At 36.2% G+C, this 14,974-nt stretch carries 16 protein-coding genes and 1 pseudogene; 14 read left to right on the plus strand and 3 right to left on the minus strand.

Annotated features, from left to right (window positions below; translation table 11 throughout):
* Nucleotides 1-29 precede the first annotated feature (29 nt).
* Entirely contained in the window at nt 30-2,006 is a 1,977-nt protein-coding gene (locus HMPREF2766_RS03285) for a CAP domain-containing protein (protein WP_070567718.1), read from the plus strand.
* A 121-nt stretch (nt 2,007-2,127) separates the two neighbouring features.
* Here the strand turns inward: HMPREF2766_RS03285 and HMPREF2766_RS03290 are convergent, their stop codons facing one another.
* Nucleotides 2,128-2,580, minus strand: coding sequence for a universal stress protein (locus HMPREF2766_RS03290; RefSeq protein WP_000079161.1), 453 nt, complete (start codon nt 2,578-2,580; stop codon nt 2,128-2,130).
* A 166-nt stretch (nt 2,581-2,746) separates the two neighbouring features.
* Between HMPREF2766_RS03290 and HMPREF2766_RS10325 the strand changes: the two are divergent.
* The 3 genes and pseudogenes from HMPREF2766_RS10325 (at nt 2,747) to rpmH (ending at nt 4,684) form a co-directional block, all read left to right on the plus strand.
* Nucleotides 2,747-3,046: pseudogene (locus tag HMPREF2766_RS10325) on the plus strand (hypothetical protein).
* A 144-nt stretch (nt 3,047-3,190) separates the two neighbouring features.
* A complete protein-coding gene (locus tag HMPREF2766_RS03300) occupies nt 3,191-4,405 on the plus strand; it encodes a pyridoxal phosphate-dependent aminotransferase (protein ID WP_000666454.1) in 1,215 nt (404 codons plus the stop codon).
* Between the two features lie 144 nt (nt 4,406-4,549).
* Nucleotides 4,550-4,684 (plus strand): 50S ribosomal protein L34, encoded by a 135-nt coding sequence (gene rpmH, locus HMPREF2766_RS03305; RefSeq protein WP_000831905.1) that lies wholly within the window; start codon nt 4,550-4,552, stop codon nt 4,682-4,684.
* A 181-nt stretch (nt 4,685-4,865) separates the two neighbouring features.
* Here the strand turns inward: rpmH and HMPREF2766_RS03310 are convergent, their stop codons facing one another.
* A complete protein-coding gene (locus HMPREF2766_RS03310) occupies nt 4,866-6,710 on the minus strand; it encodes an APC family permease (protein ID WP_070567720.1) in 1,845 nt (614 codons plus the stop codon).
* Nucleotides 6,711-7,089: 379 nt separating this feature from the next.
* Here HMPREF2766_RS03310 and HMPREF2766_RS03315 point away from each other — a divergent pair, with 379 nt between their 5' ends.
* Nucleotides 7,090-7,461, plus strand: a complete 372-nt coding sequence (locus tag HMPREF2766_RS03315) for a hypothetical protein (protein ID WP_070480161.1) — start codon at nt 7,090-7,092, stop codon at nt 7,459-7,461.
* Nucleotides 7,454-8,638 (plus strand): hypothetical protein, encoded by a 1,185-nt coding sequence (locus HMPREF2766_RS03320; protein ID WP_070480162.1) that lies wholly within the window; start codon nt 7,454-7,456, stop codon nt 8,636-8,638. The genes HMPREF2766_RS03315 and HMPREF2766_RS03320 overlap by 8 nt, the downstream gene beginning before the upstream one ends.
* Nucleotides 8,639-8,716: 78 nt before the next feature.
* Here HMPREF2766_RS03320 and HMPREF2766_RS03325 read toward each other — a convergent pair whose 3' ends face one another.
* Nucleotides 8,717-9,049 carry a helix-turn-helix domain-containing protein gene (locus HMPREF2766_RS03325; protein WP_070480163.1) on the minus strand — a complete coding sequence of 111 codons (333 nt, stop codon included), beginning with the start codon at nt 9,047-9,049 and terminating at the stop codon, nt 8,717-8,719.
* A 144-nt stretch (nt 9,050-9,193) separates the two neighbouring features.
* On the opposite strand from HMPREF2766_RS03325, the gene HMPREF2766_RS03330 reads away from it, so the two are divergent.
* The 8 genes from HMPREF2766_RS03330 (at nt 9,194) to HMPREF2766_RS03365 (ending at nt 14,896) form a co-directional block, all read left to right on the plus strand.
* Nucleotides 9,194-9,637 carry a hypothetical protein gene (locus HMPREF2766_RS03330; RefSeq protein WP_070567721.1) on the plus strand — a complete coding sequence of 148 codons (444 nt, stop codon included), beginning with the start codon at nt 9,194-9,196 and terminating at the stop codon, nt 9,635-9,637.
* Between the two features lie 54 nt (nt 9,638-9,691).
* Nucleotides 9,692-10,645: a hypothetical protein gene (locus HMPREF2766_RS03335; RefSeq protein ID WP_070567722.1), complete on the plus strand. Its 954-nt coding sequence runs from the start codon at nt 9,692-9,694 to the stop codon at nt 10,643-10,645.
* A gap of 192 nt (nt 10,646-10,837) precedes the next feature.
* On the plus strand, nt 10,838-11,263 hold the full coding sequence (locus HMPREF2766_RS03340) for a sigma-70 RNA polymerase sigma factor region 4 domain-containing protein (RefSeq protein WP_070567724.1): 426 nt from the start codon (nt 10,838-10,840) through the stop codon (nt 11,261-11,263).
* Between the two features lie 139 nt (nt 11,264-11,402).
* On the plus strand, nt 11,403-11,768 hold the full coding sequence (locus HMPREF2766_RS03345; RefSeq protein WP_070567726.1) for a hypothetical protein: 366 nt from the start codon (nt 11,403-11,405) through the stop codon (nt 11,766-11,768).
* Between the two features lie 11 nt (nt 11,769-11,779).
* Nucleotides 11,780-12,346 carry a hypothetical protein gene (locus tag HMPREF2766_RS03350; protein WP_070567728.1) on the plus strand — a complete coding sequence of 189 codons (567 nt, stop codon included), beginning with the start codon at nt 11,780-11,782 and terminating at the stop codon, nt 12,344-12,346.
* Nucleotides 12,347-12,582: 236 nt separating this feature from the next.
* Nucleotides 12,583-13,434 carry a rolling circle replication-associated protein gene (locus HMPREF2766_RS03355; RefSeq protein ID WP_070567730.1) on the plus strand — a complete coding sequence of 284 codons (852 nt, stop codon included), beginning with the start codon at nt 12,583-12,585 and terminating at the stop codon, nt 13,432-13,434.
* A gap of 50 nt (nt 13,435-13,484) precedes the next feature.
* Nucleotides 13,485-13,694, plus strand: a complete 210-nt coding sequence (locus HMPREF2766_RS03360) for a DNA-binding protein (RefSeq protein WP_070567732.1) — start codon at nt 13,485-13,487, stop codon at nt 13,692-13,694.
* Nucleotides 13,695-13,756: 62 nt separating this feature from the next.
* A complete protein-coding gene (locus tag HMPREF2766_RS03365; RefSeq protein ID WP_070567734.1) occupies nt 13,757-14,896 on the plus strand; it encodes a tyrosine-type recombinase/integrase in 1,140 nt (379 codons plus the stop codon).
* Nucleotides 14,897-14,974: the final 78 nt, after the last annotated feature.

Raw genomic sequence — 14,974 nt, forward strand, 5'->3', positions numbered from 1 at the left:
TTTAAAAATTAAAGAATTAAGAGGTTGAAATGAAGAAAAAATATACCTATTTGACAGCTTCTGTTTTAACAGCTGTAACAATGCTTCCAACTTTTGCACCAAGTGAAGCTCACGCTGCTTACAATTGGAATGGAAATAATAGCTACTATACAAGAACTAGCCGTCGTTCAAGCAATCGTACTTCTAACCGTACTACTGCAAATCGTAGCCGTACATCAAACTATACTGTAAGAAGTTACGGCTACAATAGTTATTACCCAAGCTATAACTATGGCTACAATAGCTACTACCCAAGCTATAACTATGGATATGGTAGCTACTACCCAAGTTACAACTACGGTTACAATAATTGGAATAACTACTATGGCTATGGCAACAGTAGCAACTACTATGGTTATAACTATTGGAATAATTACAACAACCTTGCTAGCGATGAAAACTATATTTACTGGAATGGCAATCACTACTACCGTATGAACGATGGTAGCTTCCGTATTTATCGTAACGGTCAGTGGAAACCTTTGACAAACAATAGTAATAACAACTCATCTACTAACAACTTGGAAAACGATCCTCACTATCGTTACGAAAATGGGTACCATTACTATGTATTGGACAATGGTGATTATTACTACTACCAAAATGGTAAGTGGGTATTGGTGAAAGATTCTGCTGATACAACACCAGCACAACCGGCAACACCTGCTGAACCAAAACCAGAACAACCAACAACTCCGGTTGAGCCAGCACAACCAAGTCAACCTGAAGTTCCTGCTCCAACACCAGCAGAACCAGAGACTCCAACACCAGCACCTAGTGATAAACCTGAAGAGCCGACAACACCAACTGAGCCACAACCAGCACAACCAGCAACTCCAAGTGTTGACCTACCAGAAAATCCACCAATTAATGGTGCTGATAGTGAATTTGATCCATTCAAGCCATCAACAGAAACGCCAGTAGAACCAAAACCAGAAACACCAGCAACTCCAGCTATCCCAACAACACCAGGTTTGGTAACGACTGATGAACCAAGTGAAAACCAAATCCCTGATTATGTTGAAAAACCAGCTGAAGGATTGGAACACTTGGCTTGGGCACCAAATGGACACACTCCAAAATTGGTTTACCCACCAGGTAAACCAGGTGATGCAGTCCTCAAGAATGATAAAAACTACTACTTCGACGGTAGTGCACATTACTACTATGTACCATCTAACTCAGAGCGTACAGGTTACTCAGCATACTGGAAGTGGCTTGGTGGAAAATGGAAACTTCAAGGGATGACTGATCCAAACGATCCAGCTCGTGATCCAAAACTTCACGAAAACACTGCTGATGACGAGTACATGTACAGTGACAAGAACTCAAGCGTGAAACTTTACTCAACTAACTTGGTAACGACTGCTAAAGCAGGTCAAGCATTGCCATTCAAGAATGTTGAAGAGTTCAAAAACTATGTCATCGAAAAAATGAATCCTAAGTTCCTTGATAACTCTGGTTGGGATGCTAAAGTTGAGTGGGAAATCGAAGATCCAGAAATCTTTGAGAAGACGAAAGAAAACCCATACGCTAAGGACTATGTCTTGATTGCAAATCTCAAGAGTGGTGTCGAAGACAAGAAATACAGTGATGTAGAATTTGGCTATGTGAAGTTTGTTTACCGTGTTGAAGCAACAAACGATACAAACTATGACTATGTTTCAAAAGCAAAAGAAGCTTTCTCTAAAATCAATGAAGAGCGTAAAGCTCAAGGATTGAAAGAATTGACTTGGTCTGAAGACATTTATCAAAATCAAGCACTTCCGAAAGTAAATGAAATTTCACGTCAATACGATAGCACAGGCTTTGTAGGACGTCGTGATGAAGATGCAGCTGTTGTCGTTAAGAAATGGGCAAACAGTGGTTTGAGAGACTTGCTTCTCGATCCAAATGTCACTGAAGGAGCTGTAGCAGCAGTAGTTGATGGAAACGGTGTATACTACTGGGCATACAGTTACAAATAATTCAATCTTTTGAGATTGACTACTTTCTAAATAAGATTGAGGCTTTAAACTATTGTTTAAAGCCTTTTTCTGACCCAATCAGGACAAACAAAAAGGAGCCGGAGGCTCCCTTTTTTAATGACTACAATGTTTTTTCTCTTTCTCTCACGACTAGCAAATCAACTTTTGCATGGCGGAGAATGTACTCAGATGAAGAACCAACCAAGAGGCGTTCAAAGGCATTGAGCCCTGTTGCACCAACGAGAATCAGATCAACATTTTCTGCGTCTGGAATAGTACGGGCAAGGAGGGTTTTTGGATTTCCCATTTCGATGACGATGTGAATATCGGTCACACCAGCATCTCTTGCGCGCTTTTCGTACTCCTTCATCAGACTTTCAGCATCGACTTGGAGTTCTTCGTAAACTTCAGCATCAAAGGTAGATACGCTTTGAAGAGCGCGTGTGTCAATAACATGGGCAATGGTGAGCTTGGATTCGTTGCGTAGAGCAGTGTAAACACCTTTGACGAAAGCCAAATCCGCTTCTTTAGAACCATCAATTGCGACCATAACATTTTGGTAACGTTGTGCCATAATGAAACCTCCTGAAATTTTCTTACTGTTATTGTAACCCTTTTCACTAAAGAAGTAAAGTAAAAATCATATTTCAATAAATATTATTGGAGATTCGATTTGGTGGAGATATGTTAAAATAAAAGAAAACGGGATAGTAGGAAACACAGCGAGGGGATGAGAAAGTATGAAAGATTTTGTTCAAGCTTCTAAAAAAATAAGTTTTCTTTATCATGGAATGATCCTTGCGTCACTTGTAGGTGAAGTAGTGATGCTTTGGTAGCTGGAAAGAGTCATGCCCGTTTTCTATCCAGGTTTTATTGGATTTCTTCTCTTTCACCTGGTCTACCACATCATTTTATTGGTGATTGCAAAGAGAAGTGGTCGCTTGGACCATTTGATCACGTGGGGGCTCTTTCTCATGTTTAATCTTTTGTATGATTCTTTTATAGCGCTGATCTTTCTAGGTTTGTCTTTTGGTATGTGAGAAAATGCTTCTGTATTCTAGTTGTTTAGACGGTGAAAACCTAGTCGTTGTGAGTTTTTTTCTTTGCTTGCTCATTTCAGGAAACTTGTCGCAATCCCTTTCTAGTGGTATAATGTTACTATCTCTATGAATTGAGGAAACAAGATGAAAGAATATAACAAGTCTAGTAAGTTAGAGCACGTTGCCTATGATATCCGTGGTCCTGTTTTGGAAGAAGCTATGCGGATGCGAGCAAACGGAGAAAAGATTTTACGTCTGAATACAGGGAATCCAGCAGAATTTGGCTTTACAGCGCCAGACGAGGTCATTCATGACTTGATTATGAATGCGCGTGATAGTGAGGGATATTCTGATTCCAAAGGGATTTTCTCAGCCCGCAAGGCCATCATGCAGTATTGCCAACTGAAGAAATTCCCCAATGTGGATATTGATGATATCTACCTCGGAAATGGTGTCAGTGAGCTGATTGTTATGTCCATGCAAGGGCTTTTGGATAATGGCGATGAGGTCTTGGTGCCTATGCCAGACTATCCTCTCTGGACAGCTGCGGTCAGCCTAGCTGGTGGGAATGCCGTTCACTATATCTGTGATGAAGCTGCAGAGTGGTACCCAGATATTGACGATATCAAGTCAAAAATTACTTCCAATACCAAGGCAATCGTCCTTATCAATCCAAACAACCCAACTGGAGCCCTTTATCCTAAGGAACTCTTGTTGGAGATTATTGAGATTGCTCGTCAAAACGATTTGATCATCTTTGCGGATGAGATTTATGACCGCATGGTGATGGATGGGCATGTGCATACGCCTGTGGCAAGCTTGGCACCAGATGTTTTCTGTGTCAGCATGAATGGTCTGTCAAAATCTCACCGTATCGCTGGTTTCCGTGTAGGATGGATGGTCTTGTCTGGTCCTAAGCACCATGTCAAGGGCTATATCGAAGGTCTCAATATGCTATCCAATATGCGTCTTTGCTCTAACGTTTTGGCCCAGCAAGTCGTACAAACTTCACTAGGTGGGCACCAGTCAGTGGATGAATTGCTCCTCCCTGGTGGACGGATTTACGAGCAAAGAAACTTCATTTACAATGCTATCCAAGATATCCCAGGTTTGTCTGCGGTCAAGCCGAAGGCGGGACTTTATATCTTCCCTAAAATTGACCGCAATATGTACCGCATCGATGATGATGAACAGTTCGTTCTTGATTTCTTGAAGCAGGAAAAGGTTCTCTTGGTTCATGGTCGTGGTTTTAACTGGAAGGAACCAGACCATTTCCGTATCGTTTACCTTCCTCGTGTGGACGAATTGGCGCAAATCCAAGAAAAGATGACACGTTTCTTGAGTCAGTATCGTAGATAAGGCTTTCATAGGGAAAAGCAGGAAACATTTACTTAGAGCTATTGACAAATAGGTAAGAATCAGATAGAATAGTAAAGTATGTTTAGTAACTGATCACTTTATAGCCGGCTAAACGAATACAAAATCTATGAGGAGGTATTCATCGTGAAACGTACTTATCAACCAAGTAAACTTCGTCGTGCGCGTAAACACGGATTCCGTAACCGTATGTCAACTAAAAACGGTCGTCGCGTATTGGCAGCTCGTCGTCGTAAAGGACGCAAAGTTTTGGCTGCATAATCCAAACGAATTCAACAAAGAAGTCAGTAGGAACTCGAGTCTACTGGCTTTTCTTTTGATTTTAAAGAGCGCATTGCCCACGAAATCACCGATTTCAAATGGAACTCACGGAGGGCTCATCTAAAAGGTCACATACAAAAAACTCAAAACCAGATATAAGTTACTGATTTTGAGTTTTTATTTATTCTTTTAAGTGATAAGAGTAACTAGCGACAACGACGTCTTCATGCCATCTGAGAGCGTATTTTAGTTTGAGGCTCATTTGATTGTGCAGGATATTTTGCCAAGGCTTGTTAGGGATAAACTGTGGGACAAGGACTGTAACGGTGTAGTTTTTTTGCTTAGCTTCTTGGGCGATTCGTTTGACATACTTAACGCTAGGGGTGATGATGTCGCGGTAGCTGGTATTGATATTCTTCAGAGTGATATTTGGGAAGTAATCGGCAAATTCCTGAAGGATTTCTTGGTCTTTTTCAGCCGTTTCTTTAGTAGAAATGTGCATGGCTAACACTTCGTCACCGATACTTTGAGCGTAGTTAATGGCTCCGACACTTACTCGAGTAACATTTCCTACTAGGACAAGGACAAGGTTGCCGTCATAAGTGCGCTTTTCAATTCCTTCGTAGAGTCGTAGTTGTTTTGCCACTTTTTGGTAATGGCTGTGAATGGACAAAAAGAGGAAGGTTAAGACTAGGATAATTGGGAAGAATGGCCAGATATCACCCAGTCTGAAGAGGAGTAAAATGAGAACGATAGCATAACAAATGATGGCCCCAAGGATATTAGCAAAGGCAGGTTTTAAGAAGTTTGCTCCTTTTTCCTTTTTCCAATGGCGAATCATCCCAGTCTGAGAGAGGGCAAAGGGAACGAAGACCCCGATAGTATAAAGAGGAATCAAGCGTTCAGTATTCCCATTAAAAATGAGAAGAAGGATCATAGCCCCAAAGGCCAGAGTTAAGATACCGTTGGAGTAGCCAAGGCGATCCCCTTTTTCCATAAAGAGATGGGGCATGTACTTGTTTTTAGCCATATTGTAGGCCAACATAGGGAAGGCTGAAAAGCCAGTATTTGCAGCTACAGCTAGAATCAAGGCTGTTGAGAACTGGAAGAGATAGTAGCTAGCATGACCAAAGAATGAATCGCCAAGAATGCCCTTGGCCATTTGCGAGAGGATGGTTTCTCCATTTTGAGGTGTGATGCCCATCCAGTAGTTTAGGAAGGTAATGCCTGCAAAAAGAAATCCTAAAATCAGCGACATGATGGTCAGGGTCTGAGCAGCATTCTTTTCTTTCGGAGTTTTGAAAAATGGTACCGCATTTGAAATAGCCTCAACCCCTGTCAGAGAGGCAGAGCCACTGGTAAAGGCTCTCAATAGGAGAACGATGGAAAGACTCGGAACGGTTTGCCCAATGGTTGAAGTCGCCTGATAGTTTAGGGAACCTGTAAATAGTTGAAAGAACCCATAAAGCAAGAGAAAGACGGTACTGAAGATAAAGAGGTAGACGGGAATCATCAGAGAGCTGGCAGATTCTTTCAATCCTCTTAAATTCAAGAGCATGAGCAGGCAGACTAGGAAAATAGAGATATGAAGATTGTAGGGATGGAGGGTAGGGATGGCTGCTGTAATAGCATCAGCTCCAGACGCAACGGATACGGCTACTGTCAGCATATAGTCAACAAGGAGGCTGCCCCCTGCAATCAAGCCTAGTTCAGGGGAGAGGTTTTCCCGAGTAACCATATAAGCTCCTCCACCTTGAGGATAGGCGTGAATAATTTGACGATAGGAAATGGTCAAGCTAGCGAGCAGTAAGAGGACAAAAATACCGATAGGGAGGCTCCACCAAATAGCGAGAGGAGAGAGGCTGACTAAAACGAGAATGACTTGTTCAGGTCCATAGGCAATAGAAGACAGGGCATCACTGGATAACATTGCAAGTGCCTGCATTTTCCCTAACAATCCCCCTTCACCATCTGTGAGAGACTTGAGTGGTCGACCGATAAAGGTATATTTTAATTTTCTAAACATTTTCTTTTCCTTTGATGAAAATTTCAATAAGTGTTATTATACTGCTTTGAAAAAGGGCAGTCAAGGGAGAATGATTGGCATTAGAATATTTTTACAAGCCGAGGAATGCTATTTTTGGTATAATAGATGGAAGAAAATGAGGTTAGAAGAGATGATTTTTGATACGCATATCTAGAGTGTTTGGAGTACAGTTTAAGGACTCTTGACATTATTAAGGTATAAATTAACCATAAAACTAACCAAAGGAAAGTTAAAGTAGCATAACGAAGAGGGAGATAAATCTCTCTTTTTATTTCACTATAATATTTGTAGATACTTGAAAACTTACTTTGCATAGAGTAAAATAATAATAGTTGGTTTTAATTTGAAGGGGAATTATATGTTGAAGTATGGTGAAGATTATCCAGATGCTTGTCCGCCATCTGAAGCAAAAGAGATGGAAGGTTCGTTTTATAGATTATGTAATAGTGAGGTTCCTGAAAAAGATGACTTTAAAACCCACGTAGATTTAGGTTTGAATTTTCCGCCCCCAAAATTATGTGAGGCCAAAGCTTTATCGTTTTTTGCATCAGAGCAAGCAATTGAAGAACTAAAAAAACGTTATCCTAAATTTAAAGATAAAGTTGCTGTGTTGATAAATATTTTACCTAGTCATGGTGTGGGACTGTTAGAAGGAGAACATTTAAATTTGTGGGAGTTTCAGGATGTGAATTTTCTTGATGCTCAGGAAGGAGGTATAGAAAATGAGTAGTATTTTGGATTTTGAATCAGTAGAATATCTTTATATTTTTGATTACTATGATATTCCATTGTCATTTATTACTAAGAAGATCGATGATAAATATTATTTTGTATATGCAATTGATTTTGATACATTTTTTGTAAAACCTCTTTCTATTAAGAATTTGAAAACTCTATTTTCTGATATTTCTACGAATACACTTCTTCAAGAGTTTTATTTAGAAGATGACTTTTCCATTCTAAAAAGAGAAAATAATAATAACTTTGTTAAATATGGTGTTAAAATTTTCGAATTAGAGAATAACATTAATGCGAGTGAGTATTTCCCTGAGGACGATTCAAAATTTGAGCGGGATTTGATTAGTGGAAAAAGTTTTAATATGCTATGTAGTGAATATGCCACAACATTTTCAGATATTTTAAATAATAAACAACTGACAATAAAGCTAGTTGATTCTTATAATTCACACTCAGCAGATTTAGATGTCGTTGCTAAAGCGATAAATTTGATGGAAAATTTTATAGAGGGATCAAAAGTATTTTTAAGGGAACATAATATATTTACTAATGGGAAACTTGTACTAACACCATTTACCCCCGGTTCATTCAATATAAATTTTGAAATAGTTCGTCCGGAAGAGGTTACTCTTTTTGAGGATGAATTTGAACTTTATTTTGATGACTTTATTGTTTTTACAGAATCTATAAATTACAAAGAGGCGTCGGATGTCTACTCAGATGTAATTTTTGAGAATAATAAAATAGTAAAATCTTTCGTTGAATTTTATAATGTCATAAAAGAAAACGGCCTTACTGTAACTTTGGAAAAGGACAAGAAAAAGTTATCCACTATTATTGTTAATGAACAAAGTGATAAATTTATTCAAGACTTAAATTCTCTAGTTCAAAAGCAAGATGATGCGGAAGTGTTTTCAGAAGAATTCGATTTTGAAGGAATAGTATCTAGTGCATCCAATGCTCGAAATAATGTCTCTATAAAAACTTTATCTGGAATAGTAAAGGCAAAGTTTTCTAGTGAATTATTTAGGGAAATTAAAAGAATGGATAGAACCATTTCGGTGTCAAGTGAAATACGAGGACGGTGGATAAAGCAAACTTTTTTGGATGAAAATAGAAATGTAATCTCTGAAAAATATGAAATTTTAAATTTTAATCAGAATAGTTAGAATCTATAAAGTAAAAAAGCTAACCAAAGGAAAGCTAAAGTAGCATACAAAAAGAGGAATTCATTGAGAGTTCCTCTTTTAATCTATATTTTTGACAATTTCATTGAACAAAGAAATTATTTTTAATTTTTTTGTGTGAGATAAATCTGAGATGTTATCAATCAATGTAGTTATAGGGACGTAATTATTTGAGAGTGGAAAATTAAAGAAGTCTTCTACGGTCAGTCCTAAAGCAGTAAGCACTTTTTCAAGTGTGTGTATTTTAAAATCATATTTCATATTCTCAATGTTTTGTATTGCTTTAACACCTAGTCCGGCTTGATTGGATAATTGTTCTTGGCTGAGATTCTGTTCTTTTCTACATTCTCTTATACGTTCTGCTATGTATTTTTGTAATTGATTAGCTTCCATCTGTAATTTCCTCTTTTGTACTATTCTACTATCCTTTATATGATTTTTTAAGTACAGTTAACTGTCCGAAATATCAATATAGTATAGCGAACGATACAATTTTGTGTTAAAATGGATAAAAAACAATACAATAGGAGTAGTGATATGACAGAAGAAATAGCTGTGTATAAATTACAAGAATGGGACATGGGAAATGGTGAGAAGAAATATTCTCAGTTAGGTAGCTTAGAAGCTCATTATTATTTTGCAAAAAATAATGGTGGAAAAGTTTTATTTACGACAAAAGACTTGTACCAGAGAAATGTTAGTTATTTGTTACTAACATTACCAAATGGAGAATACGGATTTCTTTCTAAAATTATTGAAAAAGGAATCTATCCTAAACTTCCAGAAGACCCCTCGTATATGGTTCCCACAGAGTGGAAAAATATAAATGAAACAATAGAAAAACAGTCCAATTTTAAATGGATTGCCTTAGAAGTTGTTTCAAATATTATTGAAAATATTGAGAATATACCTGAAATGCCTAGTCCTCAGTATATGTCAAAAGATGAATTTAAAAAATATATAAATAACAAAGATAATTAAGAGCCAAACACTGATTTTGTTTAAACAATAGAAAAAGTACGGAGAAGAGATATTATGAACAAGAAAAAAATTGGAAAAGAAAAAAAAGAAAATCAGAATGATAAGAAAACTAAAAAATTTAGTCTAGTGAAAGTTATATTACTTACGATTGTTATATTGGGAATCTTTGCTGCTGCAGGTATAAGTATATCTAATTATTTTTCTGAAAATTCATCAAGTGATAATTTATTTGATAAGAAGTGGGGTTCAGTAGGGCTTAAAACTAGTGTTTGGGAATTTTCAGGTTCAGAAAAATTAAAAATTGATTATATGTTAAAAAATAATGAAGTATTTAATTATGATGTAACTATTCATGATTCATATTCTGATTTTAAAAATATCACAAAAACTAAACTTTCGGAAGAAGATATCGTCAAATCATTTAAGGAAAATTTCGAGATATTAAAAAATAGCGATATCAAAAAAGAAGATTTGAAGTTTATTTCATTACTTGATAATAAAGACCAAGAACGTTACGGAAGAATCCTGTATAAGATAGATCAACATAAGATGGTATATCTTGATATAATTGGTGAGAATACATCTGTACCATATGAGTTAGTGCCATTAGTAAACACAAAAATTAGCGGAACTTATCGTGTTACGAAGGTTTATGGAACTAAAGGATCTGTGGAAGAAGATCAAAAAAATATAGATAGATTACCTAATATTAAATTTTCAAGTGATAGAATTATTTTAGGAGATAAGGTGATTTATTTAACTTCATATGAGTCATTTACTAATACTGTTAAGAATTTGAAAACAAAAGAACAAATTATCGCAATCATGGAAAGTAGAGGATATAAGATAAAGGATACAGAAAAAATATATGTTGATTTAGATAGAGTGCAATTCTATATCCCGGTTGAAAATGGTAAGAAAGTATTCATAGGATTTTTGAAGAATGATACCTCAAATGAAGAAAATAACGCAGTAATGGAACTAGAAAAAGTAGAACTAAAAGAATAATTGAATAAAAAAATAAATAGAATATAGATTTGGCTCTAAAAAATGCATAGCAGTTATACGATTTTGTATAACTGCTATTTTTTTATACATCTGACTGTTTTTATCTAAAATGACTACTAAGTTTTTTCCACTGACGTTAGCGTGAGAAGACAAACTCTGTATGGTTGGTAAATCCCCAGGAGGTACCAACATATGGTAGATTTAACAAAAGTAGAACAACGTAGAGAAGAAGCAATTAAAAAAGCTGTATTATCTGGTGATTGGGCTAAGGTAGATAACTTATTAAACCAGTCCTATGAGAATTCATGTAGAAAAGATCGATCTTATGGTCTTTGTAGTTTAGATAGTAGATCAGGTGACACAGGTTCTTTATTAGATACGATAGCAGATTATAATGACCCATTGTCTTTCTTAATAAAAAAAGAAGAAATTGCTATTATAAACGATGCTATTGAGAGATTGTTGAGTGATAGAGACAAAAAAATCTTGTTTGGAGTTGTTTTTGAGAATAAATCATTCTCGCATCTTGCAAAGGAAGTTAGACTTACTGACAAAACTGTAAAAAGACACTATGAGCGTATTGTAGAGATTCTACGAAAAGAATTAAAAAATTTATAATCTCCTCCGAATTCTGTTGAAATTTCTCCTAATAGATAAGGAGGTGTAAGTTTAAACGTTGTTATCTGTAATCGTCACAGTGTTTATTTGCTTAAAAGTAGACGATTTACTTTTAAGTTTAGAAAGAAGGTATTGAATTATGGCACTTAAGAACTTAACTTATTTTACAGAGTTTAATACGTCACTTTTCCTTTCTCGCAAAGAACTACGTTTTGTGTCCGCAACAAGGTGGATAGAAAAAAGTGAAACTGGTTCGGAAACGGAGAAAGGTGTAAAAGTTTGCGTGCTGGTCTTTGCGGATGAAAGTGACTATCCCAACGAAAAAAATAATACTGGGGAGCAGCTCACTGTAAAAGTTCCACTTGCAACGATGAAGGATTATGATACGTTTCAACCAATGCTGACATCTGTAGAAATTGTAGACATTGAGAAAGCAATTGTATACGGAGAATATCGTAACCAACTTAGTTTGACTGCAAAAGTCATTGAAGTTGTCGCACTTTAAAGGAGGCAAATATGCCATCGATTATCGAAGAATTACCTATGAAGATTTTTGAAGGTGCTAAGGAAGTTTATCATCTTTGTAGTAGAAAACTTCAGGAGTACCAGAGGAAAGTCCAGATAGAAGAAAAGCAAAAAAACTGGAATAGATTTCTAGATTCTACGCAAAATGTATTGGTAGAATTAGTGAAAGAAAATATTCAGGAAAATCAGTTTGTGTATAAACTAGTTCCAATTTACGAAGCTCAGGAAGTTGTTCAAGCCGATGGAAGCAAGTCAGTCCAGAGAGTGCACGTAGCAGATGAAAGGGTTCCCATATGTACAATGGATAACCATGGGATTCGAGAATTTGGAGCTAGGTGTGTGGTTTTTCGGTTTCAAATTTTTGGAGAGATAGATTTAGACGTTTTATTAAGAATAAAAGATACTTGGATCTTTTATTTGCACAAATATGCTCTTCATGGTCTCGCTGATCTATATGTAAAGGATGGGTTGCGCTATCTAGTATTCATCATATGTAATGAATCAGATAGACGAACGCTTAAAGGGGCGTTGTTCAAATTGAAACATCCGTGGTCTTAGATGGTTAAATTCTTTATGCCGTGAAAGTTGTTGATACTAGGCTAAGATAGATTAGACTGGTTGGGGCGGTGCGGTCGAACTTTGTTCGCCGTGCCGACACAATCAGTTTTATAATCTTAGGGTCCCTATTGTCAATAAATCATGGAATAAATCTGAATTTAATCATCGATAGTGCGACGCCTTAACTTGATAAGCGTCAAACAAAAGCACAAAAGCATATTTATATAGGTAAAAATATGAAGCGAATAGAACATGGTAAGATAGTAAAAAGTTACGTGTATGGTCATACGATCGAAATGACAACCGCTAACGGTCAACAAGAACAAACTATCAAAGTGATAGAAGGTAAGCGTTATGTAAATCTTGATACTGGAGAAATTCATGATATGGATACTTCAAACAACAGTAGGTTTGATAATCTTAAGTCAACAAAGCAAACCATGAAGAAGTTACGGCGAATAATAGCCCATAATTTTACTGGCGGAAAAAATCAGCTCTGGATTACGTTGACTTATCGCGAACACGTCATAAATCCTGAGGTGGTTTATAAGGATTTTAAAGCGTTTATACGTCGTATTCGTCATAGTTTCGGTCATGTAGAATATATTGCTGTTATTGAGCCACAAGCTAGTGGAAGGTGGCATTTGCATGTGTTATTAAAGAACGATTCCGAACTAACAATTCCTAACAATGACCTTGCTAAGATGTGGGTGAAAGGTTTCACAAAGACCAAAAGGCTACGGAGAGCTGATAAGGTTGGGAATTATTTGATTGCTTATTTATCTAATTTGCAGATAGGTGATGAGGGTTCAGAAAACAAAGCAATTATAAAAGGTGCTCGCCTACATATGTATCCCAAGGGTATCAGAATTTATCGAACTAGCAGAGGAATTGAAAAGCCTTTGGAAATTACAACAACAAAGGGTGAGCTTATGGAAACTTATAAAATTAACAATCCTCCGACATTTTCACGTACGACAAAACATGAAACTCCTCATGGTGTAAAAGAATATACTACGGAGTTTTACGATAATATAAAAAGCCTGTCAGATACTTTTAGCGGAGCAACTGACAAGCTAAGTAGGTAATAAAAGAAAATGTCTTTTACCAACCCTATTATATCAAATAGGAGAATTTTATGGAAAATATATATAAAAGCAAGAGAGGAATTACGGAATTATTTGATGTTCCGTTAAAAACCTTAAACAATGATCTAACAGAAATGCGGAGAAATGAAAAATTCCAAGGATACATTTTGAAGCCTTCTCATAAGAGAGTATATATAAACGTTGAAGGTTATAAGGAATTTTTGCTGTATAAACAAAATAAATATGAGGAAGCTATGTAGTTATGTTATAATTAAGCTATGCTACATAGCTTTCCTTTGCTTCAAAAGTACAAGGAGAAGAAATGTTTTTTAAAAAATTGGATAATGGGAAATACCGTTATTATGAGAAATTCTATCATGAACGAGAGGAAAAGTGGAAACAAGTTTCTGTGACTCTAAAATCAAAATCTAGAGTTTCTCAAGCAGAAGCAAAACGTCGCTTAGCGCTAAAAATCGAAAAACTTCTAACAGCCCCTACAAAAGAGGAAGTTGAAAAGAAACAGCTAGGAGAAATGGTTTTTAGTCAGCTATTAGAAGAATGGAAAACGATTCGTTCCAGTGAGATAAAATCCTCTAGTTATAGAAGTGAGATGAAAAGTTTAGAACTTTTCATGGAAACAGTAGGAAATTTGAGAATATCAGATTATACTACTCAGATAGTTCAAACATATCTAATGAATTTGAATGTTCAAAATTCAACAAGAAAAAATCGGAAGATATATTTGAATGGTCTCTTTAATTATGCTGTAAAGGTCGGATATATTTCTGATTCTCCAGTTAAAGGGGTGGTAATTCCAAAGCAGAAAGCGGACTATGAGAAGTTGCAAAAAGCTAAGGATAATTTCATTAGTAGAGAGGAACTAGGACAGGTTTTATCGTATTGTGAAAGTCACAATAAAGATAAGCGTTATGCTTTGGCAATGGAATTTATCTTTTTAACTGGTCTTCGTTTCGCAGAGTTTATAGGGGTTCGCTATCAAGATGTAAACTTCAAAGCAAATCTTTTAACAATTGATCATACAATAGATTATGTTGCTCATAGATATGATGAGAGAATCTTACAGACAACGAAAACAGTAGGTTCTGTTAGAACGATAGTACTAAGTGAACGTTGCTTGGATATTATCGAGTACTTTCGTAGGAACTGTTTTGATGAGGAGTTCATTTTTGTGACTGAGCAAGGTAACATTATGAGGCAGCCTTTGTTATATAGATTTATCAAAAATATTTGTGAAGTAGTGTTAGGTGGGGACAGATCCTATAATATTCACATGCTTAGACATTCTCATATTAGTTTGTTGGCTGAAATAGGGATACCCATAAAGGCTATTATGGAGCGAGTTGGACATAGAGATGAATCTATCACTTTAAGGATCTATAGTCATGTAACAAAAAATATACAGGATGAATTGAGAGAGAAACTTAATCAAATTCATCTGTAGATGCTAACCATAGAACTAACCAAGTACTAACCAAAGTGAATAGAAACTAGAGGAAATATAGGGAAGTATAGAAGAAAG

The sequence above is a fragment of the Streptococcus sp. HMSC076C08 genome (assembly GCF_001810825.1).
Lineage (GTDB): Bacteria > Bacillota > Bacilli > Lactobacillales > Streptococcaceae > Streptococcus.